The sequence below is a fragment of the Salinivibrio sp. YCSC6 genome, assembly GCF_004916735.1.
Taxonomy (GTDB): domain Bacteria; phylum Pseudomonadota; class Gammaproteobacteria; order Enterobacterales; family Vibrionaceae; genus Salinivibrio; species Salinivibrio proteolyticus.
Map to the genome: position 1 here is coordinate 314,571 of NZ_CP039517.1, position 25,317 is coordinate 339,887.

The 25,317-nt window shown below is 49.9% G+C and carries 22 protein-coding genes; 13 read left to right on the top strand and 9 right to left on the bottom strand.

Annotated features, from left to right (window positions below; translation table 11 throughout):
* Positions 1-238 precede the first annotated feature (238 nt).
* Positions 239-742 (bottom strand): hypothetical protein, encoded by a 504-nt coding sequence (locus E8E00_RS15300; RefSeq protein WP_077639747.1) that lies wholly within the window; start codon positions 740-742, stop codon positions 239-241.
* Positions 743-891: 149 nt separating this feature from the next.
* A complete protein-coding gene (locus E8E00_RS15305) occupies positions 892-2,328 on the bottom strand; it encodes a coniferyl aldehyde dehydrogenase (protein ID WP_096632118.1) in 1,437 nt (478 codons plus the stop codon).
* A gap of 336 nt (positions 2,329-2,664) precedes the next feature.
* Between E8E00_RS15305 and E8E00_RS15310 the strand changes: the two genes are divergently transcribed.
* From E8E00_RS15310 to E8E00_RS15330, 5 genes are all read left to right on the top strand, one after another.
* Positions 2,665-3,006, top strand: coding sequence for a (2Fe-2S)-binding protein (locus tag E8E00_RS15310; protein ID WP_096632115.1), 342 nt, complete (start codon positions 2,665-2,667; stop codon positions 3,004-3,006).
* The gene (locus E8E00_RS15315) at positions 2,999-4,378 is read left to right on the top strand and encodes an NAD(P)/FAD-dependent oxidoreductase (protein ID WP_096632112.1); all 1,380 of its coding nucleotides are present in this window, start codon (positions 2,999-3,001) and stop codon (positions 4,376-4,378) included. The genes E8E00_RS15310 and E8E00_RS15315 overlap by 8 nt, the downstream gene beginning before the upstream one ends.
* On the top strand, positions 4,375-5,631 hold the full coding sequence (locus tag E8E00_RS15320) for an FAD-binding oxidoreductase (protein WP_096632109.1): 1,257 nt from the start codon (positions 4,375-4,377) through the stop codon (positions 5,629-5,631). Before E8E00_RS15315 ends, E8E00_RS15320 begins: the two co-directional genes overlap by 4 nt.
* A 227-nt stretch (positions 5,632-5,858) precedes the next feature.
* Positions 5,859-6,854, top strand: coding sequence for a chemotaxis protein (locus tag E8E00_RS15325; RefSeq protein WP_069587499.1), 996 nt, complete (start codon positions 5,859-5,861; stop codon positions 6,852-6,854).
* 156 nt (positions 6,855-7,010) lie between these two features.
* Entirely contained in the window at positions 7,011-8,333 is a 1,323-nt protein-coding gene (locus E8E00_RS15330; protein WP_096629381.1) for an IS4 family transposase, read from the top strand.
* 48 nt (positions 8,334-8,381) lie between these two features.
* On the opposite strand, the gene E8E00_RS15335 is transcribed toward E8E00_RS15330, so the two are convergent.
* A complete protein-coding gene (locus E8E00_RS15335; protein WP_205907458.1) occupies positions 8,382-9,764 on the bottom strand; it encodes a sodium:alanine symporter family protein in 1,383 nt (460 codons plus the stop codon).
* Between the two features lie 411 nt (positions 9,765-10,175).
* On the opposite strand from E8E00_RS15335, the gene E8E00_RS15340 reads away from it, so the two are divergent.
* Positions 10,176-11,156: a rhodanese-related sulfurtransferase gene (locus tag E8E00_RS15340; protein WP_096632107.1), complete on the top strand. Its 981-nt coding sequence runs from the start codon at positions 10,176-10,178 to the stop codon at positions 11,154-11,156.
* Here E8E00_RS15340 and E8E00_RS17250 read toward each other — a convergent pair.
* Positions 11,153-11,308 (bottom strand): hypothetical protein, encoded by a 156-nt coding sequence (locus E8E00_RS17250; protein WP_158011236.1) that lies wholly within the window; start codon positions 11,306-11,308, stop codon positions 11,153-11,155. The genes E8E00_RS15340 and E8E00_RS17250 overlap by 4 nt on opposite strands.
* Between E8E00_RS17250 and E8E00_RS15345 the strand changes: the two genes are divergently transcribed.
* Positions 11,309-12,949, top strand: coding sequence for a diacylglycerol kinase family protein (locus E8E00_RS15345; protein ID WP_168174087.1), 1,641 nt, complete (start codon positions 11,309-11,311; stop codon positions 12,947-12,949).
* Here E8E00_RS15345 and E8E00_RS15350 read toward each other — a convergent pair.
* On the bottom strand, positions 12,892-14,274 hold the full coding sequence (locus E8E00_RS15350) for a sigma-54-dependent Fis family transcriptional regulator (RefSeq protein WP_096632102.1): 1,383 nt from the start codon (positions 14,272-14,274) through the stop codon (positions 12,892-12,894). The genes E8E00_RS15345 and E8E00_RS15350 overlap by 58 nt on opposite strands.
* Before the next feature lie 238 nt (positions 14,275-14,512).
* Between E8E00_RS15350 and E8E00_RS15355 the strand changes: the two genes are divergently transcribed.
* The 3 genes from E8E00_RS15355 to E8E00_RS15365 all read left to right on the top strand — a co-directional run bounded on the left by E8E00_RS15355 (position 14,513) and on the right by E8E00_RS15365 (position 16,377).
* Entirely contained in the window at positions 14,513-15,088 is a 576-nt protein-coding gene (locus E8E00_RS15355; RefSeq protein ID WP_205907456.1) for a BON domain-containing protein, read from the top strand.
* A gap of 51 nt (positions 15,089-15,139) precedes the next feature.
* Positions 15,140-15,421: a hypothetical protein gene (locus E8E00_RS15360; RefSeq protein ID WP_069587494.1), complete on the top strand. Its 282-nt coding sequence runs from the start codon at positions 15,140-15,142 to the stop codon at positions 15,419-15,421.
* A 95-nt stretch (positions 15,422-15,516) separates the two neighbouring features.
* On the top strand, positions 15,517-16,377 hold the full coding sequence (locus E8E00_RS15365; RefSeq protein WP_069587493.1) for a DMT family transporter: 861 nt from the start codon (positions 15,517-15,519) through the stop codon (positions 16,375-16,377).
* Between the two features lie 94 nt (positions 16,378-16,471).
* On the opposite strand, the gene glpD is transcribed toward E8E00_RS15365, so the two are convergent.
* From glpD to E8E00_RS15385, 4 genes are all read right to left on the bottom strand, one after another.
* Positions 16,472-18,013, bottom strand: coding sequence for a glycerol-3-phosphate dehydrogenase (gene glpD / locus E8E00_RS15370; protein WP_096632099.1), 1,542 nt, complete (start codon positions 18,011-18,013; stop codon positions 16,472-16,474).
* 312 nt (positions 18,014-18,325) lie between these two features.
* The gene (glpK, locus tag E8E00_RS15375; RefSeq protein WP_069587491.1) at positions 18,326-19,846 is read right to left on the bottom strand and encodes a glycerol kinase GlpK; all 1,521 of its coding nucleotides are present in this window, start codon (positions 19,844-19,846) and stop codon (positions 18,326-18,328) included.
* A gap of 65 nt (positions 19,847-19,911) precedes the next feature.
* Positions 19,912-20,790, bottom strand: a complete 879-nt coding sequence (locus E8E00_RS15380; RefSeq protein ID WP_069587490.1) for an MIP/aquaporin family protein — start codon at positions 20,788-20,790, stop codon at positions 19,912-19,914.
* Between the two features lie 293 nt (positions 20,791-21,083).
* Positions 21,084-21,806, bottom strand: a complete 723-nt coding sequence (locus E8E00_RS15385; RefSeq protein ID WP_096632097.1) for a riboflavin synthase subunit alpha — start codon at positions 21,804-21,806, stop codon at positions 21,084-21,086.
* Positions 21,807-21,959: 153 nt separating this feature from the next.
* Between E8E00_RS15385 and E8E00_RS15390 the strand changes: the two genes are divergently transcribed.
* The 3 genes from E8E00_RS15390 to E8E00_RS15400 all read left to right on the top strand — a co-directional run bounded on the left by E8E00_RS15390 (position 21,960) and on the right by E8E00_RS15400 (position 25,317).
* Positions 21,960-22,712 (top strand): TonB-dependent receptor plug domain-containing protein, encoded by a 753-nt coding sequence (locus tag E8E00_RS15390; protein ID WP_168174086.1) that lies wholly within the window; start codon positions 21,960-21,962, stop codon positions 22,710-22,712.
* A gap of 40 nt (positions 22,713-22,752) precedes the next feature.
* A complete protein-coding gene (locus tag E8E00_RS15395; protein ID WP_096632093.1) occupies positions 22,753-24,135 on the top strand; it encodes a TonB-dependent receptor domain-containing protein in 1,383 nt (460 codons plus the stop codon).
* A 168-nt stretch (positions 24,136-24,303) separates the two neighbouring features.
* Positions 24,304-25,317 (top strand): 2-hydroxyacid dehydrogenase, encoded by a 1,014-nt coding sequence (locus tag E8E00_RS15400; protein ID WP_096632091.1) that lies wholly within the window; start codon positions 24,304-24,306, stop codon positions 25,315-25,317.

The window sequence follows — 25,317 nt, forward strand, 5'->3', positions numbered from 1 at the left end:
TGACTGTATTATTATTTACAATTTATTTAACCTTTTGTTTACAATATAAATTCGCACGCTCTATGCAGATCTTTATGTCTCATATGTCAGACAAACTAGATCTATTATTTTTGACATGTTGCACAAATGAGATGAAACCTGATTCATTCTCGTATACAGACAGTGATCATTACCCAACAAAAAAAGCCAGCGACAAAGCGCTGGCGAAGAAAAAGGTAACAAATTGATTTAGAGAGGGTTAGTTTGGTTCTTCATGAATTAATACGCCTCCTTCAAGCGCGCCCACAAGAACATTGGGGACACTTGCGTCTTCAGACGTCACTGCAACACGTGTACCGGGACCAATCGCAGAGATAGGGGCAGCCATCATAAGAGGACCCAGTTCCTTGTCATAGCCCAACTTCCATGATGGTGCAGCCGCGGCATGATCATTGGCATAGAGTCGACATTTGTTCCTGTCCGGATCAATTAAACAATCCAGCCCATACTCAATGTCATCATAAAAAAACGACCATTGATAGTAGCCTGCATTAACACTGCAGGGCGTCTTGATAAAGCTTAAGGCCTCATTGGTGTCTTGAGTCAGAGTCAGGAAACGCTGCGCATCCGGCACCATCGCCAAATACCCCAACGATTGTCCGTTTACATCGGTCACTGCGAGCTTTACCTCTTGCTCAACCATCGCGCGCTCATGATCGCCAATATCTGGCAACATGGAATCGGGTTGTACTGAAAACGCCATTGTGTCGCTCCTTTGGTTGCTTCGCACCACTTTTAACAGTTATGTAACAACCAAAGATATAGATCAATTTCTTAGAAAAGTTTAGTGATGCGTTCAGTAACTGGGGAAAGTACTCATATCGCAACGCCTTGTCGTGCAAATTTGCAGGCTTACCGCATCAGCCACCAGCGCATTAAGCGTTTGTACCAGCGGTTGTACGGCGGTTTGACTAAAAAGCTGGTGTCCCATTTATCGCGGGTGAGGACGGTTTTACTGTGGCTAAAGGTATAAAAGCCTTCAATGCCGTGGTAATGCCCCATGCCGGAATCGCCAATGCCGCCAAAAGGCGCATCTTCGGCAGCAACATGAAACAAGGTTTCATTAATCCCCATCCCGCCGGCGTGAAGCTGTGTGGTAACTTGCGTGCGTTTCTTCACGTCATTGCTCATCAAATACAAAGCGAGCGGTCGTGGGCGCGCCCGAATATAACTCAGTGCCTCAGAGAAGTCTTGATAGGTAACCACCGGCAGGAGCGGGCCAAAAATCTCTTCTTGCATCACCCGCATATCATCGGTGACTTGGGTCAACAACTGGGTCGGCCAACGTCGTTTTTCTGCGGTCGGCATGGTTTGTTGGTCGAGTGCACACCAGCGACGCGCCCCCTTATCAAGGGCATCTTGGAGTGTTTCTTGTAGCCGTGTCGCTTGGGTTTGGTTAATGATCTGGCTGTAATCCGAGTTGGTTTCAAAGTCAGGGTATAGGGCTCGAAATGCCCGTTGATAGGCGTGGATAAAGGCCTCTTGGCGATGTTCAGGGCAAAGCACATAATCGGGAGCAACACATATCTGCCCAGCGTTTAAACACTTACCATAAATAAGCCGCGACACCGCGATATCTATATCAATCTGATCATCAATAATTACCGGTGACTTGCCTCCCAATTCGAGGGTCACTGGTGTCAAATTATCAGCCGCAGACAGCATGACTTGTCGTCCGACCTGAGTTGAGCCGGTAAAAAAGAGATGGTCGAACTCTAACTCAGTAAAGCGACGTGATACTTCAACTTCCCCTTCAATCACAGCCACTTCAGTTGGGCTAAACACCTCAGCGATTAACGCGCGTAATACCCGATTGGTGTTAGGCGTGAACTCCGAAAGCTTAAGCATTACCCGATTACCGGCCGCCACCGCGCAAATAAGCGGACTCAGGGCGAGCATGATCGGAAAATTCCAAGGCACGATAATCCCAACTACACCTTTGGGTTGTTGATGCACCACTAATTGGGCTCCCAACAAGGTAATCCCCGTACGCCGCTTTTGCGGCTTCATCCATCGCTTTAATCGACGACGGGTGTAATCAATTTGGTGCAGTAGAGGAAGAATGTCGGCAATTTCGGTATCGACGGGGGCTCGATAGCCATAATCATCAATGAGGGCTTGTTGTAACGCGGACGATTGACGCTTAATAGCCTGACGCAAACGTAGTAGCGCCTCTCGCCGATGAGGATAATCTAAAAATGGTGTTTGAGAGGCTTGCACTCTCTGCGCGTCGAACGTTTCGCGCATCCTTCTTACATCTTCCAACCATTGAGATCCTGACTCCGTCATTCGCGTCTCCTGATTCTCACTATTGCTGCTACTCATCACTCATTGATGACACAGCCAATCCTTCCACGCAATAGCACGTACTCGCCCACACAGAGTGTTCACTTTCACATCACTCAATAAAACAGATCGATATCATGATAATGATCACAATAGTTTTTATTTTTCCTTAATTTTTGTGAGGAATAACGAAAACGCAACAAAAAGTAACACGAAATTCACGGCTCATCTATACCATACGCCTCGCCTAACAAATAAGACAATAAGGTCCGCTCACTTAAACAGACTGAGTGGGAGTCATCACTGTCCCGACAACATACCAATGAGCAAATTAAAACGATGAAACGATCCCAAGACATTACCGATGCAGTTGGTCAAACCTTCTCGATCCGAGTCAATGGCGAGACGGTTCCTGCCATCGCTGGAGAAAGCGTGCTAAGCACCTTGCTTGCGAGCAATATCCGTGCGCTATCTAAAAATGATTATGGCCGATTAGCCAGTGCCTACTGCGGCATGGGCGTATGCCATTGCTGTACGCTGGAAATCAACGGCCGCCATAAACAACGTGCGTGTCAAGTCGCTGTGCAACCCGATATGGATGTCCGCACTGAAGCCAACATTGTGGTTGAGAGCGAGGATCTTGAAAGCAGTACCGTCGAGCAAGGAGAAACCCATGTCTAAACCTGTTGTTATTGTTGGTGCTGGTCCTGCCGGTCTGTCTGCCGCGGTCACACTGGCCAAGCACAAGGTCGCGAGTATTATTCTTGATGAAGCGCCCAAACCCGGTGGCGTCGTCTACCGTGGTCCATGGCGAGATACTGACGCGCTGCCTCATTTGGATGATAAATGGAAGGCCACGTCACAATCCCTGCGCGAACAATATCGCCAGCATCAGGATTTGATTGACCTACGTAGTTTGACGCGGGTACTGGGGCCAATGGCGGACCAACACCTCCTCACTGCCCATGAAGACACGCTATCAACGATTGACTATGAGCAGTTGATCCTCGCCACCGGTTGCCAAGAGCGCAGCATTCCCTTTCCCGGCTGGGATATGCCTGGGGTAATGCTTCTCGGGGGTATCCAACTTCAAATAAAAAGCGGCTTGGTCCGTCCCGGTCACCGCTGCGTGATCACGGGGACAGGTCCTTTGCTTGTATTGGTTGCTTGTCAGCTTCACAAAGCCGGTTGTGATATCGCGGGTATCTATGAAGCGGCACCATTCAAAGACTTGGCACGTGAAACGCTCGCCCTCCTCAACCGTCCACAGCTCGCGCTAGATGGTCTGTCCATGATGATGTATCTCAAACGCCACCATATCCCGATGCATTACGGTTGGGGCGTAGTCAAAGCCTCAGGTGACCCTCAAGTCGAGCAAGTCACGGTTGCCCCCTACAGTAAAGACTGGCACCCAGATGTTAGCCGCGCCGAAACCATAAATGCTGATGTACTTGGTGTGGGTTACGGCTTTGCGGCACGCTCTCAGCTAGCACAACTAATGGGACTAGATATGCAGTACGATCATATGAGCGGGGCGATCCCCGTGGTGGACGAGTGGCAACGAGCCAGTGTCGACAACGTTTACTGCGCAGGTGATACCGTAAAATTTGCCGGCGCAGAAGCCGCCATGTTGGAAGGAAAGATTGCGGCATATTCAGCACTGAAGGCACGCAATATTTCAATGTCGAATCTTGATAATGAGTTTAAGGCTCTGCGTCATCAGCTCGAAAAGAGCTATCGTTTCCGTAAAGGCTTTGATACGGCAGGCTACCGTCGCCCAGGCCTGCTCAGTTTGCCGGAAAAAGACACAGTGATCTGTCGCTGCGAGCAAGTGAAAAAGGCGGACATTGATAACGCCATCAATCAAGGCGTCAAGGATGTGATTACGTTGAAAATGCGTACCCGCGTTACCATGGGTGACTGCCAAGGAAAAACTTGTGCGCACTATTGCTACGACCGACTCAATGAGAGCACGACGTCGCCTCAGCCTTTGATTCGCCCTCGATTCCCACTCGACCCTATTCCTTTTGCTGCGTTGGAGGATGACGCATGAAACAGTACGACATCGTAATTTGTGGCGGCGGCGTGATCGGCGCATCGGTGGCTTACCATTTAAGCCGCGAGCGCGACTTATCCATCGCCGTTGTGGACTATAAATACCCCGGAAATGCCTCGCGTGCGTCAGCCGGTGGCCTATGGGCGATGGGCGAGTCAACCGGCCTTGGCTGTGGTGTGATTCTGTTTAAAACCCTTTCTAAGCAGATGCAGGAAAGCGGTGAAGGGGGATCACCAGAGATCAAACCGCACATTATGCCCAAGCCGTTCTTCGATATGGCGATGCTGTCTAACCAGCTCTATCCGGCATTGTATGATGACCTGATGACGCATCACAGTGTGGACTTTAAGTTTGAGCGTACCGGTCTGAAGTTTGTCATGTTTGATAAATACGACAAACTCTATGCCGAACATATTGCGTCCGCCATTCCTGATCGCCAAGAGCATGTACGCTGGGTGTCTCAAGACGATCTTCATGCCCAAGAGCCTAATGTATCGCGCGCTGCAATTGGTGCGATGGAGTTTGAGGGGGATCATCAAATCAACCCCTATCGCCTCAACGAGGCCTATTTGGAAGCAGCACGGCAGAACGGTGTCGAGCTATATCTCAATACCAAAGTCACGGGCGTGGTGAGACAAGGTAACCGGGTTGTCGCGGTTGAGACAGAAAACGGTAAGCTAGGTTGTGGCACCATGATCAACGCCGGTGGCGCATGGGCGGAAAAACTCAGCTTGTGGGCAACTGGTATGCCAATGCCTGTCTTCCCAGTCAAAGGCCAAGTGATCGTCTCCGAGAAGCTACCTAAGCTTTTAAATGGCTGTTTAACCACCAGTGATTGTTACATCGCCCAAAAAGATAACGGCGAAGTCTTGATTGGCTCAACCACCGAAGAGCGTGGTTTTGATACCACCACAGACATGAAGTACATCAAGCAGCTGGCACAAGGCGCTATGAAGTCTATCCCCGAGCTGAAAAAGATGAATATCAAGCGCTGCTGGGCAGGCTTGCGTCCGGGCTCACCGGATGAACTGCCGATTCTTGGTGCAGTACCTGGTATTGACGGTTATCTCAATGCTTGTGGGCATTTCCGTACCGGTATGTTGACCTCTGCCATCACCGGAAAGGTGATGAATGAAGTGGTCCGTGGTCTGCCAACGACCATTGATCTCGAGCCCTTCTCCTACACGCGCTTTTTGGACGACCAAGGAAAAATGATCGGTAACTATCATCTTGAAGTTGCGTTACCTTAATTCCTATTACGTGGTCCCAATCACCAAAGCCTGCCTCAGTGCAGGCTTTTTTTGTTACTAAGCTGTAACTTAGCGCTGATTTCCAAGCCGAATTTAGCGTGATAGACCACAGAACGCCGTTCGATTATTTGGCAAATATTGTCGCTTTATTGATCACAGGCTTATACTGGTTTTATCGCTGTGTTTGTCAGCAATCTTCGCTGTTATCGATAGGAAATGTGGTAGGCATGAACGACGAGCCATCAAAGAACGCAATACTGACGGAAAGTGGCACTAACGAGCTCGAGATCATCGAGTTTCACCTTATGAAACAACTTCCGGACGGCAGTACTAAAACCTGTTACTACGGCATCAACGTCGCTAAAGTCCGTGAAGTCATTCAAGTGCCTGAAACAACCGATTACCCCAATGCACAGCCTCATATGATTGGCGTGTTTTCTTCTCGTGAAAAACTCACTCCCTTGATTGATCTTGCAGGGTGGCTAGGGGTGCCAACCCGCCCTGAGAAAGACAATAAGTTTGTGATTGTCACCGACTTTAACAACATGACGAACGGTTTTTTGATCGACAGTATTAGTCGCATCCACCGTATCTCATGGGAAGCAGTAGAGTCACCCAGTCAATTCCTCGAAGCTGGAGAACAAGACTGCGTGGTCGCGGTGGTTCGTAAAAACAACAACCTCATCATGATTCTCGACTTTGAAAAAATCATCGCCGACATCAACCCAGAGTTGAGCATGGAGAAATATGATGTAACCCAAGACCGCAGCGTCAATATTTCCGAAACCAGTGCGAAAAAGCGAGAAGCAAAAACCGTATTGGTGGTTGATGACTCTGCCTTTATCCGCAGCCTGATCGAAAATACGCTACGTTCAGCGGGCTACAATATTTTGTCTGCGAAAGACGGTGGCGAAGCCTTCGAGAAGCTGATGGAGTTTGAGAAAATTGCGAAAGAAGAAGGTGTGGCAATCACTGAATTTGTGGATGCCATTATCTCAGATGTCGAGATGCCACGCATGGATGGTATGCACTTGGTCAAGCGCTTACGCGATAATGATACCTACAAAACCATGCCTATCGTGATGTTCTCCTCCATCATGAGTGAAGACAACCGCGCTAAAGCCTTACAGCTTGGTGCCAATGACACCATTACTAAGCCAGAAATTGGTCGTATGGTCGGACTGGCAGATAAGTATATCTTTGGTGCCCCACTCGACGATTGATAACGCGAGTACTCGTCTACCACGCCTGTGGCTCTCACCGCAATAAAAAAGGCTGCCGTCTAGGCATAATGCCGATCAGTTAAGCAAAAAATGATCGGTTGAACGATCCTGAGAGGGTGTCAAAATCCGAGTGTTTCTGCACACTCGGATTTTTTTATGTTCTTAAGACAAGCCCTCGACCGAATACATCAATTCTCTGCTGACCAACTCAATGGTCTATCCGATCTCCTTTGCCCTGAACTCATTCACCAATGTCTTGAGGACACAGGCGTCGCGACGATTCGTAAGCGTAGGCTCCCCATGGAATTGATGGTATGGAGCGTTGTGGGAATGTCACTTTATCGGCATCTATCGATGAGTAAGGTGGTCTCTCAGCTAGATATATTGCTACCGGGCAAGAAACCCTTTGTTGCGCCGAGTGCGGTTATCCATGCCCGTAAGAAGTTGGGGCACAAGCCAGTCGAAGCGGTGTTCAACCAAACTCAGCAATTGTGGCATGAGAAGACCCCACATCCTGACTGGTACGGACTCACTTTACATGCTGTTGATGGCGTAGTTTGGCGAACACCAGATACGGCCGACAACGATAAGGCTTTTAGCCGAACCGGTAATAAAACAACGACGTCAGACTATCCTCAAGTTCGCATGGTCTGCCATATGGAATTAACGAGTCATCTGCTTAACAGTGCTGCCTTTGACTCCGTCTCCGTCAGTGAGGTTGACCTGACCGCTCAGCTTATCGATAAAGCCCCAGATAATAGCCTCACCCTGTTTGACAAAGGCTTTTATGCCTTAGGGCTTCTCCATCGTTGGCAAAGCCAAGGTAAGGAGAGGCACTGGCTAATTCCGTTACGAAAAGGGGCGCAATATAAGACATTGAGAAAACTGGGGCGTGGTCAGGAGCTAATTGAACTCTCGCTAACTGCTCAAGCGAAAAAGAAATGGGCTGATGCGCCAGATACACTGGAGGCGAGACTCATTACCACCAAGGTCAAAGGGAAAGAGGTCAAACTGCTGACGTCAATGACCGACCCCAAGCGGTATATAGGGGCCGATATTACAGAGCTCTACAGTCATCGTTGGGAAATCGAATTAGGCTATCGAGAGATGAAGCAGTACATGCTTCAAAATAGCCTTACGCTAAGAAGTAAAACACCGGCGTTAGTTAAACAGGAGCTTTGGGGGATGTTGCTCGCCTACAACCTACTGCGTTTTATGATGTGCCAGATGGCGTATTCATTGAACACGGTAATGCCATACCAAATAGGCTTTAAGCAGGCATCAATATTTTTAGTGAGTCAGTTGCAGATGCTCCCGGCTGTCGCACCTGGAAGATACCCAGAAGTGCTCCGATATATCCTCGACATGGCAGAGAGCTTTGTACTTCCAGAGAGGCGAGAGAGGACATACCCAAGAGCAGTAAAGAAAAGGCCCAATCGCTATGCGACTAGGCCTTCTAAAAGACGTAACTCAGCTTAATTCACATGCATTATGCCGTCTAGGCAGCCTTTTTGTTATTCAATTAATTCAAAGGTTAGTGGCTTGTGAACCGCTATGCGACTGATAACGTCGGCCACTGAAATAGGCCTTTGCGGCTTGGTTTACCTTCGGCGCTAACAATAGGCCAGAGACCATGGTCGGCACCGCCATCAATCCGTAGGCACCGATCAAGAACAAGAACACCACATCCAGTGATATCACTGCCCCCAGAACGACCAGTGAGAGATACAGATACTTGTAGTACTGGCCGGCTTTTTCGCCAAACAAATACACAAAACACTTATAGCCGTAATACCAGAAGGTAAAGACGGTGGTAAAAGATAAGATCAGCACTTGTGCCGCGAGTAACCACGCGCCTGGCGCACCAAACGCCGCTTTGAAAGCCGCCATGGTCAAACTCACCCCTTGCATACCCTCAGCTTGATCGAGCACACCAGTCACGAGAATGACTAAAGCGGTACAGCTACAAACAATTAAGGTATCGATGATAGGACCTAAGCTCGCGACCAAACCTTCACGCACGGGCTCGTTGGTTTTCGCCGCACTGTGTGCCATGACTTCAGTGCCAATCCCTGCCTCATTAGAAAAGGCACCACGACTCACACCGATGATGATCACACTCAGTACTCCACCAAACATCGCATCCGGTGAAAAAGCACTGGCAAATATAGACTGGAACACACCGGGCACACGTTCCGCATTGAGCGCCAACGCGGCTACCGCCATGACCATATAGCTTCCCGCCATCAAAGGCACCAAAGCCCCAGCGACGTCAGCGACACGCTTAAGGCCACCCCAAATCACCATGCCGACGAACACGGCCAGAACAATACCCATCCCCCACGAGAAGGCACTGCTCTCTAACCAAGCGACTCCCGGAAACAGTTGAGTTTGCACCACAGCGCCAAGTTGGTTGATCTGAAATGACGGCACAAATCCCATCAGACCCGCAATGGCAAACATCACCGCCAACCATCTAAACTTCGGGCCCAACCCATGCTGAACCGTATACATGGGGCCACCGTGTACATTTCCCTTGGCGTCTTTGTGACGGTACATGACTCCCAGTGTGCAGGTGTAAAACTTAGTCGATACTCCCAGTAACGCGGTAAGCCACATCCAAAAAACCGCCCCCGGTCCCCCAGCACTCAGCGCCAGCGCGACACCCGCGATATTGCCAAGACCTAGCGTACCGGACAGTGCTGCCGCTAAGGCTTTGCGATGAGATAAATCACCATGACCGCTACCATCATCCACTTTACCGGTTAATAGCTTGACGCTATGCGCCATATAACGAAAAGGTGTGAGCTTTCCGTATAGGGTGAAAAACAATCCGCCACCGACCAGTAAGATCAGCATCGGTTTTCCCCAGATAAAGCCTACAAAGGCATTAATCCATTCTTCAATCATATCTCGCATCCTTTCTTGATGCTTGGCTAATTACTTTGCTCTCTAGACTCCGGCCTAGTCGATGCACGCCAACCAGCAAAATAATTAGACCATAAAGCAATAAATTCTTACTGGCGTGACTAAAAACCCATCCAAACTACGGCGAAATCCGTAATCTCGCGACAAAAACCCAGCAAATACGTGACCTTGATCTCATTAGTAATGCACTACGGTGAATAATTACCGCAGCACTTTGATTTGAACACAAATAAATAAACCGACCCGCACCTACCCAAAGCAACACGGGCACAAAACGTTTAACCTTACTTTTCTCCGGTGTTTAGCCCCAGTGCCATTCGCTATACTTCGCGCGTCTTTTGAACCCACAACCCATGCACTGGATTTACGCTCCAGCCAGCAAGAGGAAACAACATGTCCGCCTACGTTATTTGTGCGCTTTATAAGTTCGTCACCCTTGATGACTACCAAGATCTTCGTACCCCGCTGCAAGAGGTGATGGAAAAAAACCAAGTGCGCGGCACGCTACTGCTCGCTAAAGAAGGGATTAACGGCACCGTCGCCGCCCGCCGCGAAGGCATTGATGCCCTGTTTGCTTGGTTTAAAAACGATGCTCGCCTTGCGGACATTGACTACAAAGAGTCTTTTGAAGACAGCCAACCTTTCAATCGCACCAAGGTAAAGCTGAAAAAAGAAATCGTCACCATGGGTGTTGAGGGGATTGATCCTCGCCATACAGTCGGTACCTACGTGAAGCCGACGGAATGGAACGATCTGATTAGCGATCCTGAGGTACTGGTCATTGATACTCGGAACGACTACGAAATTGAAATAGGGACCTTTGAGCGCGCGGTTAACCCTCACACCGAAAGCTTCCGTGATTTTCCCGAGTATGTAGAAAAGCACCTCGATCCAAGCAAGCATAAAAAAGTCGCCATGTTCTGTACCGGTGGCATTCGCTGCGAAAAATCAACGGCCTTTTTGAAGGAAAAAGGCTTTGACGAGGTCTATCACTTGGAAGGTGGGATCCTAAAATACCTCGAAGAAGTGCCTGAGAGTAAGAGTCTTTGGAATGGCGAGTGCTATGTGTTTGATGGCCGCGTGGCGGTAAATCATTCGCTCGAGAAAGGATCGTACGCAATGTGTAATGCATGCCGCCTACCGATCACCAAAGCCGATATGGAAAGCGAACACTATGAGCAAGGCGTATCCTGTCCGAAATGTTATGACAAACATACCGAGGAGCAGAAAGCGCGTTTTCGTGAGCGCGAACGCCAAGTGCAACTGGCTCGCGAGCGTGGAGAGCAACACGTGGGCGGCGAAGCAAAACATATCATCGAAGCGCGGCGTGCGATGAAAAAGCAAAAGAAACAAGCACAGAAGAAAGACGTTTAATCAGTCCATAACTGATACGAGACTTTACACGGCACGCAATGATAGCGTGCCGTTTTCGTTTCTATCTCCTCTCCTGCTAGGCTATAGTCGTCATTGACGATACCTAAGCGAATCATACCGATACGCACACGGATGGCCTGCAAGGAGAACATGTGATCGTTGGCCCACTCTACGCGCTCATCGGCGCTGCGCTCGTTTTAGTGACGGTTTGGACACCTTGGCTTGCTCTCGATGTGCTGCTGCTTTGGAGTGGCATTGCCTTTATTGCCGTCAGTTTTGCATACTGGCGTAATCAACCACGCCTTTTCCGCAAGCGATACACTGGCCAACTCCCAACCCTCATCCATGGACTATTTGCGCCATTTTTCGTTTGCACGCACCTTTATAATCGCTGGGCACGTCATCGTGATACCGAGCCTGCTATTCAAAAAATTGCATCCGGGCTTTATGTTGGCGCGCGGCTGACTCGTCACGATCTGAACTACATTCAAACTCAAGGCATTGGCGGCATTTTGGACGTTACTGCTGAATTTGAGAGCTTAAACAGTTTTAGCGAGACCCGTGAAATCAGTTACCTCTCGGTGCCTGTCCTCGACCATGCGTATCCTTCCCGTAGCCAACTGATGCGAGCGTTGCAGTGGATCCATCAGCAACGCATGCGTGGCGAGACCGTGGTGGTGCACTGTGCGTTAGGCCGTGGTCGCTCTGTGATGGTGGCTGCGGCATATTTATGGGCCCTTGAGCCGGACAAAAACCTAAACAGCGTACTAAACAGTATCCGCTCAGTACGTCCCAAAGCACAGCTTAATCGGCGCCAATTTCGAGCACTGTCGCGCTTCCAGCAAGACGGTGCACTAAGACTTGATCGACCCATTGCTTGGATTATCGCCAACCCAGCAGCAGGCGGTGGTAAGTGGCAAAAGCACAAGCAGTATATTCAAGACTATTTAGGCGAAGACTATCGCGTGGTGGTCCATCACACTCGCCACAATCGGCGTACCTATCAACTCGCGTGTCGCGCCGTGGCACACCATGCCGATGTCGTGATTGCCGCAGGCGGGGATGGCACAGTCAATGCAGTGGCGCGTGCGCTGGTCAACACCGACACGCCGCTCGGGGTGCTGCCGCTTGGCACCGCCAATGCGCTTTGTCATGCACTTTGGGGGATAAAATCGAAATTTCTCAGCATTGATGCCGCTTGTGAGGTGATTCTTGATGGCATCCCTAATCGCATCGACACCGCGCGTTGCAATGGCCGTATCGCGTTATTAGTTGTAGGTGTTGGCTTTGAGCAACAAATGATCCGTTATGCGGCGCGTGAACAAAAAAACCAAAGTGGGCAATGGGCCTATTTGCAAGGCTTATTGGGTGCGGCAAATCAAAATACCAAAATGACCTTATCGATTCGTATCGATAAGCAGCCCTCTCAAACCATTGAAACCACCAGCATGGTCATTGCCAATGCCGCTCCAATGACAACCTTACTTGCCCAAGGCCGTGGTCAACCGAATCACGCGGATGGCAAGCTCGACGTCACTTGGTTGACTCCATCGGTAACCAAGACTGGAACAGTTCTCTCGCTCGCTGAGCTTGCCCTTACCAGCTTACTCGACACACCCGTCGGTCGCTTCACGCATCATCAACAGGCTACCCATGTCGCCGTGCGCTTTCCGCATACCACCGACTATGTCATCGATGGGGAAATTTATCGCGACCGTAAGCTCGATATTCGTATTCAGCCACGATCGCTATCGATCCTTTCTCCCGCTGTTGAGGACGAAGAGACTGATTGATACTGATTCAGTTTGTTGTATAGCGTTTTAGGGCTAATACCAAGCACTTCAGCCGTGCGCGTTTTATTGCCATCACAACGGGCCAAGGTTTGGGTAATGGCTAAGCGCTCTAGCGCGTCTAACGTAAGCGATTCAGGTAAAATCATCGCCGTCGGTGTATTGGTAGGCGTGCTCACCGCTTGCGGTAAGTCATCGGGCAAAATCGTCTCAGCACAAAGCAAATAGCCGTGCTCAATCGCATGCTTGAGTTCGCGAACATTGCCGGGCCAACGGTGGGCATTTAAGCGTTTTATCGCTTGAGGGTCGATCCCCTTCTGGGTGTGGAATTGATGATTGAGTTCAGCTAAAAAATGGGTCGTCAGTGCTTCAATGTCACCCTCTCTCTCCCGAAGGGGTGGCACATTGACCACAAACTGGGCTAAGCGATAGTAGATATCTTCACGCAATCGTGAGGATGCGATTGCTTGTTGTGGGTCGCGGTTAGTCGCCGCGACAAGACGAACATTGGCGCGTTGATTGTGTGTCGAGCCCACTGGGCGATATTCTCCGGATTCCAACACACGTAGCAACTTTACCTGCAGCGCCTGCGGCATTTCGGTGATTTCATCAAGAAAGACGGTGCCGCCTTCTGCTTGATGAAAAATACCCGCGTGATCTTGGTGTGCCCCTGTAAATGCGCCTTTCACATGACCAAACAACTCACTCTCTATCAACTCAGGACTCAGGGCTCCGCAGTTAATCGCCATAAAGGGGGCGTTAGGGTCACAACCTAATCGATGTAAGGTTTTCGCGACATGCTCTTTACCCACCCCGCTCTCGCCAACAATCAATACATTGGCACCGGTCGGACCCAGCCGTTTTAAGACTCGGTACAAATGCCGCATGGGCGCTGAACTGCCAAGCAAGTATCCGAACTGGTTCGCTTGACTCGTCAATATCGGTTTACTCGCTCGAGAAGATTGTCCTTGCTGCATCAGCGTGTCATCAATAAACGCCTGAACCAACTCGGGATCCACGGGCCGACGAAAAACCGTCGCGACACATTGTTGCGCCTTGGCATTCCAGTCAGGATGCGGGTCGCCACGGCTGAGTAAAAGCCACTCGGTGTCAGGCGATTGTTCCATCCGTTGCCAGATAAACTCCGCATCGTCTCCCAATTCATCAAGATCACACACTACCAGATCCGCAGGCGCGGCATTCCACGCCCGAAGTCCCTGCTTCACGTCCGTAACTCGTGTCGTGTCGGCATCTGCCTGACGCAGTATGTCGCTAATCCAGTTTATATCTTGCTCGCTTAACAAAAGAGCGACAGAAATCCGAGACATCACCGAGCCTCCTTGATGGGTGTTTCGTTACCGTGCCATAGGCGGTCGGCTCTCTCAATAATAAAAGTCATTTTTACAGGTTTATATGTAAAAATTACAGCTCGCTTGACTTAGCCCTCAGCAAGAAAAATAAAAACTATATATTTTTCAGGCAATTAAAATGTTGGCATAGCCTTCGCAACAGACTCTTTTAGCAACACCACGAGGTTGCTCAAATTCATCAAATAAGGAGGGTTCAATGAAGACGACTCCGCAAGGTCGATTTCATCCTTTATTTGTCGCAATGGGGTTTGCACTTGCACTGGGTGCCACAGGCGCGCATGCAAGCAGCAACAATCAATGGCAAGATCAAGCCAAAGACGCTTGGATTGACGGTAAAGCTGAAACCATGCTGTTAGTGAACACAAACCTCAATAATTTCGATATCGACACAGATGTAGAGCAAGGTGTGGTGATACTCACAGGTCAAGTGGATACTGAGCTGGATAAAAGCTTGGCCAGTGGATTGGTCGAAAAAATAGACGGCGTGTCCGGGGTTAAAAACGAACTCACTGTCTCGCAACAAGCAAGCCAAGCCGCTGATCTCGGCCAGACTGTGGTCGATACCAAAATTGCGGCGTCACTGAAGACAAGCTTGCTACTCGACCCAGACATCAGCGGCACCAACATCGAAGTGTCTGTTGATGATGGCGTTGCCACACTCTCTGGCGAGGTGAAAAGCGATGCGGCCCGCGATTTAGCCATATTAATGGCGGAAAACGCACAAGACGTGGAACGTGTCGTTGATAAGCTTGAGATAACCGGAAATGCATAAACAATGACGTTAAGCGTCACCAAATGCCACTGACTTAACCGAGGAGGTGTTATGCGCCGCCAAGAGATGATTGATAAGTTCCATGAACGCTTACACAGCTGGAACCAAGAAATTGATAAACTTGAAGCAAAGGCTGATGTTGCCTCCGCGCATGCAAAAGCGGAATATCGCGAAACCATAGAGCATTTACGCGCCCGCAAAGCACAAGCGAAAACGCGCATCGATGAATTGCAAGATGCAAGCGATGAGGCATGGGATGAAATAAAACAAGGGGCAGAGCAAGCTCTCGGTTCGCTAAAAAGCGCCTATGACTCTGCCAAGCAGAAATTCTAACTCTGCCATGAAAGCAATAAACGCCGCTCCTCGGGGGCGGCTTTTTTATGTCGCTATGTTAAGGTGAGCCTTGTTGAGGGCAAGGAGGAACAATCATGCAGGCTCCCGCACTGTTCATAGCGATTTTAAGCGTATTTGGCGCAATGTGTGCCATTCAATTTGGCGCTTCGTTTGCCAAACAGCTATTTCCTCTGGTAGGTCCGGTAGGCACATCTGCATTACGTGTCGGCTTTTCGGCATTGCTACTCTGCCTCGTCTTTAGGCCTTGGCGCCAATGGCCGCGAGGCCGACATTGGCGAGCCATCATCGTCTACGGCAGTTGTCTTGGCGGCATGATGTTACTGCTCTATCTTGCCATTGAGCGGATCCCGCTTGGCATTGCGGTAGCACTTGAATTTACTGGCCCGTTGCTCGTGGCGTTGCTGTCCATTCGACGGGCGCGTGATAGTCTGTGGGTTATCTTAGCGGTGGGCGGGGTTATCACCCTCTTACCCGATCTTTCTGGTGTGGATGCACTTGATCCGATTGGCGTCGCCTACGCGCTTGCTGCAGGAGGTTGTTGGGCAGGCTACATCCTTTTTGGCCAAAAAGCAGGCAACCTTGCGCCCGGAGGTGGCACGGTGGCATTGGGCATGAGTATTGCCGCTTTGTATCTGGTACCAGCCGGTTATATCGCGACCGATGGCGCCATTTTGCAATGGCATTTATTGCCTTTAGGGATTGCTGTCGCGTTGATCTCTAGCGCCATCCCTTATTCGTTAGAGATGATTGCCCTTCGTAATATGCCCAAGCAAACCTTTAGTGTCATGATGAGCTTAGAGCCTGCCGTGGCAGCGATGGCGGGCTTGTTGGTGCTCGACGAACAGCTTGCGCTTCGTCAGTGGCTCGCCATTGGTATGGTGATCACCGCATCACTCGGCAGCACATTATCTGCAAGACGCTCACGCACCCATTAAACAAATAGGCAAGCCGACAGGTGGGTAAACTAAAAAAGGTGCCGTTATGGCACCTTTTTCATCTTAGTTCGAGTCTTGTTGCAATCCGGTCGTGTTAGCTCGCTTCACTGAGGGGCACGGTACGCAAACTGCCTCGCTGTTGCTCAATATAATCCGCAATCGCGGCTTGTTGTTCTTCGGAGAGATACAAGCCAAGTTTGGTACGACGCCATAATGCATCTTCGGCATGCTGAACAAACTCATACTTAATCAGATAGTTCAGCTCCGCCTGATACACACCGTCTGCAAATCGACGACCCATGTCCGCTTCGCTATGACAGCCAGCGAGCATTTGGTGTGTACGTGTGCCATACGTATCTGCAAAACGTTGTGCCGTCACTTGCGCTAACCAAGGATAACGCTGCATAAACGATGCTGCCAACTGTTCGCGTGTGCAGCTAAAGTCGCCGCCCGGTAGCGCACCATTTGCGGTCCAAGGCTGACCCATCTTGTCAAAGAAAGGCGCCAGTTTACGCATGGCTGACTCTGCCAACTTCCGGTAAGTGGTGAGTTTACCACCGAAAATCGATACGAGCGGCGCTTGATTGCCCTGTTGCTCCAGTTCAATGGTGTAATCCCGTGTGATCGCCTGCGGTGAATCAGACTCATCATCACACAATGGACGCACACCGCTGTAGCTCCAAACGACATCGTCTCGAGACAATTGTTTGGTAAAGTGCTGGTTAACCACATCGACCAAATAATCCACTTCGGCATCATCAATTTTCGCCGCACGCGGATCGGCTTTGTGTTCCACGTCTGTGGTGCCAATCAGCGAGAATTTATCCAAATAAGGGATTACAAACACAATGCGACCATCGTTGTTCTGCAAGATGTACGCCTGTGGGTCTTGATGAATGCGTGGCACCACAATGTGTGATCCTTTAATCATACGAATACCACGCGGTGATTTCTCGTGCAGGCTATCATCATAAAACTGCTTAACCCACGGGCCTGTCGCATTCACCAAGGCTTTCGCTTTACGCTCGAATCGCTCTCCCGTGTGGGTATCTTCCAAGGTGACACGCCAAATCGTATTCTCACGCTCTGCCGCGACCACTTGGCAGTAGTTACGCACTTCGCCGCCTTTCTCGCGGGTGTATTGCGCATTTAGCAATGTCAGGCGCGCATCATCCACCCATGCATCCGAATATTCGAAGCCAATCTTCATTTCGTCTTTCATATACCCAGTTTTGGCCAGATTCACTTTATGGCTGCTGGGCAACGTAGAGCGTTTACCAAGATGGTCATAGAGAAACAGACCACAACGAATCATCCACGCGGGACGCAAATAGGAGCGGTGCGGCAAACGAAAGCGCATTGGGAAAGCAATGTGCGGCGCTTTGTTGATCAAGACTTCGCGCTCAGCCAAGGCTTCAGACACAAGGCGGAACTCGTAATGCTCCAAATAGCGCAAGCCGCCGTGGATTAGCTTAGAGCTTGCAGAAGACGTCGCTGACGCAAAATCTTTTGCGTCGTACAGGCCGACGTTCAGACCACGGCCTGCTGCATCGGCAGCGATACCCGCACCATTGATGCCTCCTCCGACGACCAGAATATCGAGTAAAGTTTCGTTATGAGTAGTTGGCGTAGTCATTGTTAGTCGACCTTGTTCCTTTTTGAGCGAACGAACATTTATTTATGGATTTAACTGTATATCAACTTTCGTTTTCGGTCACTAAAAATGTTCGAAAAAAACCTATCGTCTGTGACTAATGTAGAATAATAGTTAATAGCCTGAATGATATGTAAACTAAATACTGGCTTATTACGTAGCGTCGAGCGCGTTTTGACGGGAAGGTTGTCTATATCAGTCTGTTTTTGTAGACGTTAAGACATGCATGAAAGCGACAGCTAGAATGATAAAAAAAGGGCGCGAATGCGCGCCCTTGAGGAGAGGTAACGAGGATTAATCTTCGTCTTCGTTGTGCAGCGACGCCCAAGCTTGCGCACATTTCACCGCGCGTTTCCAGCCACGGTAGCGACGGTTACGTTTTTCTTCGTCCTGATGAGGCTCAAAGCTTCGATTCAGTTTTGCTTTGTCTTTTAGCTCGTCCAAGCCGTCCCAGAAGCCTACAGCCATACCCGCCAGATAAGCGGCACCCAGTGCGGTAACTTCGGTTACTTCAGGGCGATGCACTTCGGTATCCAAGACATCGGCTTGGAATTGCATCAGAAAGTCATTCGCCACCGCACCGCCATCAACGCGCAGTGCTGCAAGCTTGATACCCGAATCTGCTTGCATCGCATCCAACACATCACGTGTTTGATAAGCGATACTTTCCAAGGTGGCACGGATAATATGGTTAGAGTTAACACCACGTGTTAAGCCAACGATAGTTCCTCGAGCATATGCGTCCCAGTATGGCGCGCCAAGACCGGTGAAGGCAGGCACAACATAGACACCGTTTGACGTATCGACTTTGGTCGCGAAGTATTCAGAGTCATGAGCGTCTTCTAACACTTTTAGCTCATCACGGAGCCACTGAATCGAGGCGCCGCCCATAAACACCGCCCCTTCTAGCGCATAAGCAGGTTCGCCTTGTGGACCACATGCAACCGTCGTCAGCAAGCCGTGATTGGACGTGACTTTTTCCTGCCCAGTATTCATCAGCAAGAAACAGCCCGTCCCGTAGGTGTTTTTCGCTTGGCCAGCCTCAACGCACATCTGACCAAACAAGGCCGCTTGTTGATCACCTGCGATACCTGCAATCGGGATCCGCGTGCCGCCTTTACCCCCGATGTTGGTTTGACCATACACTTCGGAAGAGCGGCGTACTTCTGGCATCATTGATGCGGGGATACCCAGCTCGTCCAACATTTTTTGGTCCCAACACATATCGTTAATGTTAAACAACATGGTTCGAGAGGCGTTGGTATAGTCGGTAACATGAACACGGCCTTGCGTCATCTTCCAGACCAGCCAGGTATCAACGGTACCAAACAATAACTTACCGGCTTCAGCGTCTTCACGGGCCCCTTCAACGTTGTCCAAGATCCACTTCACCTTGGTACCAGAGAAGTAAGGGTCAAGCACCAAACCCGTATTATCACGGATATAGGACTCAAGCCCACGACCACGCAACTCTTCGCAGATCTCAGCGGTACGACGACACTGCCAAACAATGGCGTTGTAGATAGGCTTGCCCGTTTCCTTATTCCATACCACCGTGGTCTCACGCTGGTTAGTAATACCGATACCGGCGATTTCATCACTGCGGATCCCGGTCTTACCTAAGACCTCAATCAGCGTTGAACTTTGCGTCGCGTAGATCTCCATTGGGTCGTGCTCAACCCAACCTGCTTGCGGGTAAATTTGGGTAAACTCGCGCTGAGAGACACCGACAATGTTCGCATCATGATCCATCACTACAGCGCGGGAGCTAGTGGTGCCTTGATCAAGGGCGACGATGTACTTTTGCTCAGACATAATATGATCCTTTTGTTCTCTGTTATTTTAGTCGGTTTGGCGCCAATCGGCGCCATCCGTATTGTTTATGCATTCACTTCACGGGCGTCAGTTTCTTTTGCCTGCACCAGTGCTTCTTCATCGTCTTCACACTGATTTGGAATCGTGCAGCCGTGACCCGCTTGAGGCAGATAAGGCGCGATCGCTTTTGGATACAACCAGCCACCGAAGCAAGCACCTAGGATTGGTGCAACGATGGGAACAATAAAGTAAGGAATATCACGCGCACCGGTTAGGGCGTAATCCCATCCTGCTAGGTAAGCAAAGAATTTCGGACCGAAATCACGCGCGGGGTTCATGGCAAACCCGGTCAATGGGCCTAGTGAGCCACCAATAACCGCAATCAGGATACCAATCAGCAATGGGTTCATTGGCCCACGCGCGGCACCGTTGTTTTCATCACCTAACGCCAAGATGCCAAACATCAGGACTGCAGTAATCACAAATTCAACGGCCATCGCGCCCATAAAGGAAATAGCAGGATGCGCATAGGTTGAAAAAATCCCCGCGGTGGCTAGCGCTTCAGGGCTACTGCGTACAATGTTATTGGCCAGTTCATACTCGACAAAGAGGTTGCTATAAAGGCTGTAGACCAGTGCCGCCGAGGCAAAAGCACCGAGCATTTGTGAAACGATATAAGGCACGACCTTGCTTTTTTCAAAGCCGTGAAAAGCAGCCAGTGCAATGGTGACAGCCGGGTTGATGTGCGCACCCGAAACGCCCGCGGTACAGTAAATGGCAATCGCGACCCCGAAGCCCCACACAATACTGATTTCCCATTGGCCGAAGTCGGCGCCTGTCAGTACCAGGGCGGCGACACAGCCCACACCAAAGAAGATGAGCAAGCCCGTGCCGATAAATTCGGCAACGCACTCTCCCAATAAAGTCGACGCTTTTTTGTTCATGATGATTATCCTTGTCACTGTTAATAGGGTTACACGTTCAAAACCACACTAACATTTTGCATACTCTCATCATCTCGAAAACAAAATAACAACAAAAATGAGCGTTCGAGCATATATCGATGAATTGTTGCTGACATTTTTGTTAAGCACATCATCATTTGAGCAGGTTCGCGCACAATTTGAGCAGATCGGAGGAGTGGATGACGTTAACGCCACGTAAAATCGGTCAACATCTCACCAAAAGAAAAGGAGAGCCTCGGCTCTCCTACTAACGGTGCGGAAAACACCATGGTTTATTGGTCGTCCGACTTGGACAAGGCTTGCTGCGCCGCATGGCCAATCGTATCGATATCGGCGTTGTGCGTGGCTAAAAATCGCTCAAACAATGGCATCAACGCGCCCATCTTTTCGTCAATGGCATCTCGCACGGTATCAACCACCACTTGCGTGCCGCGTTCAATTTCAACATTGATCGCTGTTCCCGCCTGTTTGGCCTCGAATGTTGTCATCCTGCGCGTCTCTGGGATCAGCCACACCTCGAACCAACCATCGTTTTTATTGACGTCAGATACCGTCAAACTAGCCCCATTGAGCGCAATGTAGCCTTTCGGGAAGATGTACTTCATCCATTCATGCGGCACAGAGACGCGAATGCGATAGTTATCGTCAATCTGTTGAACGTCTAGAACGGTAGTATTGAAATCAATATGGCCAGATAACGGGTGCCCGCCCACTTCTGCCCCTTCTTTGGCCGCGCGTTCAGCATTAACCGTGTCGCCCACGTCTACCGCTTTTAATGTGGTGACGGCAAGGCTTTGCAACATCACATCAAACCGTACCAAGGTTTCATCAAGCTGCTCAGTAACCGTTAAACACACACCATCGATAGCGATGCTAGCACCAATTTCAAGCCCCTCGCAAAATCCAGCGGGGAAGCGGATATCCAGAGTTCGTAATCCACCCTGATCGCGGCAGCGCTCAATGGTCGCAACCGCTTGAATAATCCCAGTAAACATAGCCGTTCCTATCGTTAATTTTGGCTCATCATACTGCGAAGTCGCTGTATTCGCCACCCGCTCAATAAGTGATAATCACTATCATTAGCATTGCCAGATTGACGAGTTAGGCGTATAGTGCGCGCTTTTATGCGTCAGTAACGTTTTATGAGCATGCAGTATCCTCTTTTACGCTTTGCCATCTTGGCAGCGCTTCCCATGAGTGCCCAAGCCGCGAGTATCGACGACACATCGGTTCCCAAAGAAATTGAGACCGTCAAAGTACAAGGCGAGCAACTAAAGCACCCAATTACCCTTATCTCCCCGGGAAAATCCACGTTAGAGCTGGATGATATTCAACGCGAACAAGCCCACAATATCGGTGAGCTGGTAATGAAAATGCCGGGCGTATCACTTGATGGTGGCGCGCGCCCAGGTAGCGAACGCATTAATGTCTGGGGATTCTCACACCCTTCCGCGCTCTCGATCCGTGTCGATGGCGCCCCCGTCGGCTTTCAACAATATCGCTATGGTAGCTTTTTTCTTGACCCTCAACTGCTACGTTCGGTACGCCTTATCAAAGGCGACCATAACGTTCGCGCCAGCCTTGGCGCTTTCGCAGGCAGTTTTGTGATGGAAACGAAAGAGGCCACTGACTTTCTTGATCCAGATTCGTCGATTGGCGCCATGGCGCAGGCGGGTTTCAACAGTGTGAACCATCAATGGAAGCGCAGTGTCACCACCTATGGTGCGTCTGACTCTGGGTGGTCCGTGCTATTGCATGGCTCTCGACGTGATGCCGATGATATCGAACTGGGCAACGGTGATGTTTTTACCTTCTCTGGCTACCGTCAACACAGTTTGCTGGGTAAAGTTCGCTACCAATCCGACGCGCACAATATGATTGTTCAGCCATACGCGCTATGATGACCAAGGGCGAAAACCGTGGGCAAACAGACGGGGAGCCATGCCATCGGTAACGCCCTACAAAATTAAAAAGTATGGTAGCTACGATGCCGCGCTATTTGCCGCCTCAGTGGATAATCATTATCGCGAATATACCAGCACCTTAAATTACCACTACCATCCTTATAATGATTACATTGATACCAGTGTCGTCATTGCACACTCACAGAATCATCGCTATTGGGAACGCCCGGATAGTACCTATCAGTCTTACATCACATCAGGCCAATATGGCCACCAAGTCTGGTTGTCCTATGAGCGCTGGTTTGCCGAGCTAACCAACACTAGTCACTTCGGTGATCACGAAGTCACGGTGGGGGCGCAATATCAGAACCAAGACAGAAACTCGCACGTTTACAACCATACTTATCGCAAAAAGCCAGAAAAGAACTATGGCTACTTTACGCCATCCTTTGAGCCCTCGGGCGAACAACAAACCGCCAGTGTGTTCGTTCAAGATAAGTACTTTATTACCCCAGATCTCGAACTCACCGCATCGCTGCGCTACAGCCATATTTGTTCCGAAGGGGTACCAAACGCCGCGCCAGACTATAATGACCCATCCGTTGGACACGATTACAGTGCGGTCTCACATCAAGGTTGGGAGCCGCGTATTGCATTGACCTACGATCTGAGTCCAGCCACGCAAATAAAAGCGGCTTATGCCTATGGTTTAAAAGCACCGACCATTGATGAGCTCTATACAGTGCAGTTTTCGAGAGCGTCCAAGCGCGCTGCCACCAGCCGCGATCTCTCAGTCACTCGTATCAATGCCTATTTATTGGGCGTGTCTGACAAGCGTCAGAATGCCTTGTTCGAAGGGGATCACCTAGCAACAGAGGTGACACTGTTTTGGAATGATGTCATTCATGACGTTGCGCAGCGTCGTGGGGTCAATGCGACCAAACAGAAAGAAGGCTACTACACCAATCTCGACGGACTCTATACTTACGGGTTTGATGCGCAAGTGCAGTATCGTCTCAACGATTGGTTTACAGATGCCTCTGTCTCTATGGTGCGCGGTAAACACAAAGGCTCGCTACGTGACAGTACCGGCGACGACGAGTATTGGTATGACAACCCGCCCCTCAGCGCCTCAGTCAGCGTGGGCCATCAACTAACCGATACGGTTGAAGTTGCGTGGCAAGGCCAATACTGGGATGAGCAAGACCGTATTCCAGAGAACCCCTCACTGCATACAGCCAATGTGGCGAGTGACGCCTACTTCTTCCAAAACCTCTATGGAGAATGGACACCGCGTGACGACTTTACGCTACGCGCTACCGTCGCTAACCTGACCGATCAGTATTACACACCCTATCTGTCTGCCGGTGTGCCCGCTGCGGGACGCGATGTACGTATAAACGCCACCATTAAGTTCTAGCCTATCCTTCACTGCGAGATAACCGAATAAAAGCCGCCTGCGCGGCTTTTATTCGGTTGGACTAACATCAACACCTTTAACCTGATAAATCTCATGGTTTATTTTGGATCCAAATCACGGTATTTATAACGCTTCTTTACCTCCCCCCGACTTATTCGGAGGCAACACATGACGACCATTGCCGTATTTAGTGCCAAATCTTATGACAAGGCCGCCTTTGCTCATGCTAACCAAGCGTTTGGTTACACACTCGAGTTTCATGATTTTCAGCTCACCGCCAAAACCGCCAAAATGGCTCAAGGGGCGGAGGCGATTTGCGCGTTTGTTAATGATGATCTTTCCCGCCCAGTGCTAGAGATTTTAAGTGATGCCAATATCAAACTGGTGGCGTTGCGATGTGCTGGCTACGATCGCGTCGATTTGGAGGCCGCAAAATCGTTGGGGATCACCGTCGTTCGCGTGCCTGCCTATTCTCCCGAATCGGTCGCGGAGCACACGGTGGGCATGATGATGTGCTTGAACCGACGCTTTCATAAAGCCTACCAACGCACACGCGATGCCAACTTTGAACTCGATGGCTTAGTCGGGTTTAACTTTCACGGCAAAACGGCTGGGATCATTGGTACGGGTAAAATTGGGATCGCAACCCTACGGATCCTAAAAGGGCTTGGTATGCGTTTGTTGTGCCACGATCCATATCCTAACCCCCTTGCGATTGAACTCGGTGGCGAATACGTCTCGAAAGAAACACTGTTTGCCGAAAGTGATGTGATTTCTCTGCATTGCCCGATGTCCAAAGACAACTACCATCTACTCGGCGAGCGTGCTTTTGCTCAAATGAAAAAGGGAGTGATGGTGATCAATACCAGTCGCGGCGAATTGCTCGATTCAGTGGCTGCCATTGAAGCCCTCAAGCAAGGCCGTATCGGTGCGCTTGGTCTTGACGTGTATGACAATGAACGGGAGCTATTTTTCCAAGACAAGTCTAATGATGTAATTGTTGATGATGTATTCCGTCGCCTCTCTGCATGCCATAACGTGTTATTTACCGGACACCAAGCGTTTCTCACCAAAGAGGCACTGCACAATATCGCAGATACCACGCTCACTAATATTCATACCGTCCTAAACGACGAGTGTTGCGAAAACCAAATTACAGACGTCGAAGATCGCAGTGACTAA

Bases quoted from the DNA above. Each gene is read 5' to 3' on its own strand.
- E8E00_RS15355 (WP_205907456.1), top strand. From the start codon at position 14,513: ATGAAGACGACTCCGCAAGGTCGATTTCATCCTTTATTTGTCGCAATG.
- glpK (WP_069587491.1), bottom strand. From the start codon at position 19,846: ATGTCTGAGCAAAAGTACATCGTCGCCCTTGATCAAGGCACCACTAGC.
- E8E00_RS15310 (WP_096632115.1), top strand. From the start codon at position 2,665: ATGAAACGATCCCAAGACATTACCGATGCAGTTGGTCAAACCTTCTCG.
- E8E00_RS15340 (WP_096632107.1), top strand. From the start codon at position 10,176: ATGTCCGCCTACGTTATTTGTGCGCTTTATAAGTTCGTCACCCTTGAT.
- E8E00_RS15330 (WP_096629381.1), top strand. From the start codon at position 7,011: ATGTTCTTAAGACAAGCCCTCGACCGAATACATCAATTCTCTGCTGAC.
- E8E00_RS15400 (WP_096632091.1), top strand. From the start codon at position 24,304: ATGACGACCATTGCCGTATTTAGTGCCAAATCTTATGACAAGGCCGCC.
- E8E00_RS15335 (WP_205907458.1), bottom strand. From the start codon at position 9,764: ATGATTGAAGAATGGATTAATGCCTTTGTAGGCTTTATCTGGGGAAAA.
- E8E00_RS15325 (WP_069587499.1), top strand. From the start codon at position 5,859: ATGAACGACGAGCCATCAAAGAACGCAATACTGACGGAAAGTGGCACT.
- E8E00_RS17250 (WP_158011236.1), bottom strand. From the start codon at position 11,308: ATGTTCTCCTTGCAGGCCATCCGTGTGCGTATCGGTATGATTCGCTTA.
- E8E00_RS15300 (WP_077639747.1), bottom strand. From the start codon at position 742: ATGGCGTTTTCAGTACAACCCGATTCCATGTTGCCAGATATTGGCGAT.
- E8E00_RS15305 (WP_096632118.1), bottom strand. From the start codon at position 2,328: ATGACGGAGTCAGGATCTCAATGGTTGGAAGATGTAAGAAGGATGCGC.
- E8E00_RS15315 (WP_096632112.1), top strand. From the start codon at position 2,999: ATGTCTAAACCTGTTGTTATTGTTGGTGCTGGTCCTGCCGGTCTGTCT.
- E8E00_RS15390 (WP_168174086.1), top strand. From the start codon at position 21,960: ATGCAGTATCCTCTTTTACGCTTTGCCATCTTGGCAGCGCTTCCCATG.
- E8E00_RS15320 (WP_096632109.1), top strand. From the start codon at position 4,375: ATGAAACAGTACGACATCGTAATTTGTGGCGGCGGCGTGATCGGCGCA.
- E8E00_RS15350 (WP_096632102.1), bottom strand. From the start codon at position 14,274: ATGTCTCGGATTTCTGTCGCTCTTTTGTTAAGCGAGCAAGATATAAAC.
- E8E00_RS15385 (WP_096632097.1), bottom strand. From the start codon at position 21,806: ATGTTTACTGGGATTATTCAAGCGGTTGCGACCATTGAGCGCTGCCGC.
- E8E00_RS15365 (WP_069587493.1), top strand. From the start codon at position 15,517: ATGCAGGCTCCCGCACTGTTCATAGCGATTTTAAGCGTATTTGGCGCA.
- E8E00_RS15395 (WP_096632093.1), top strand. From the start codon at position 22,753: ATGCCATCGGTAACGCCCTACAAAATTAAAAAGTATGGTAGCTACGAT.
- E8E00_RS15360 (WP_069587494.1), top strand. From the start codon at position 15,140: ATGCGCCGCCAAGAGATGATTGATAAGTTCCATGAACGCTTACACAGC.
- glpD (WP_096632099.1), bottom strand. From the start codon at position 18,013: ATGACTACGCCAACTACTCATAACGAAACTTTACTCGATATTCTGGTC.
- E8E00_RS15380 (WP_069587490.1), bottom strand. From the start codon at position 20,790: ATGAACAAAAAAGCGTCGACTTTATTGGGAGAGTGCGTTGCCGAATTT.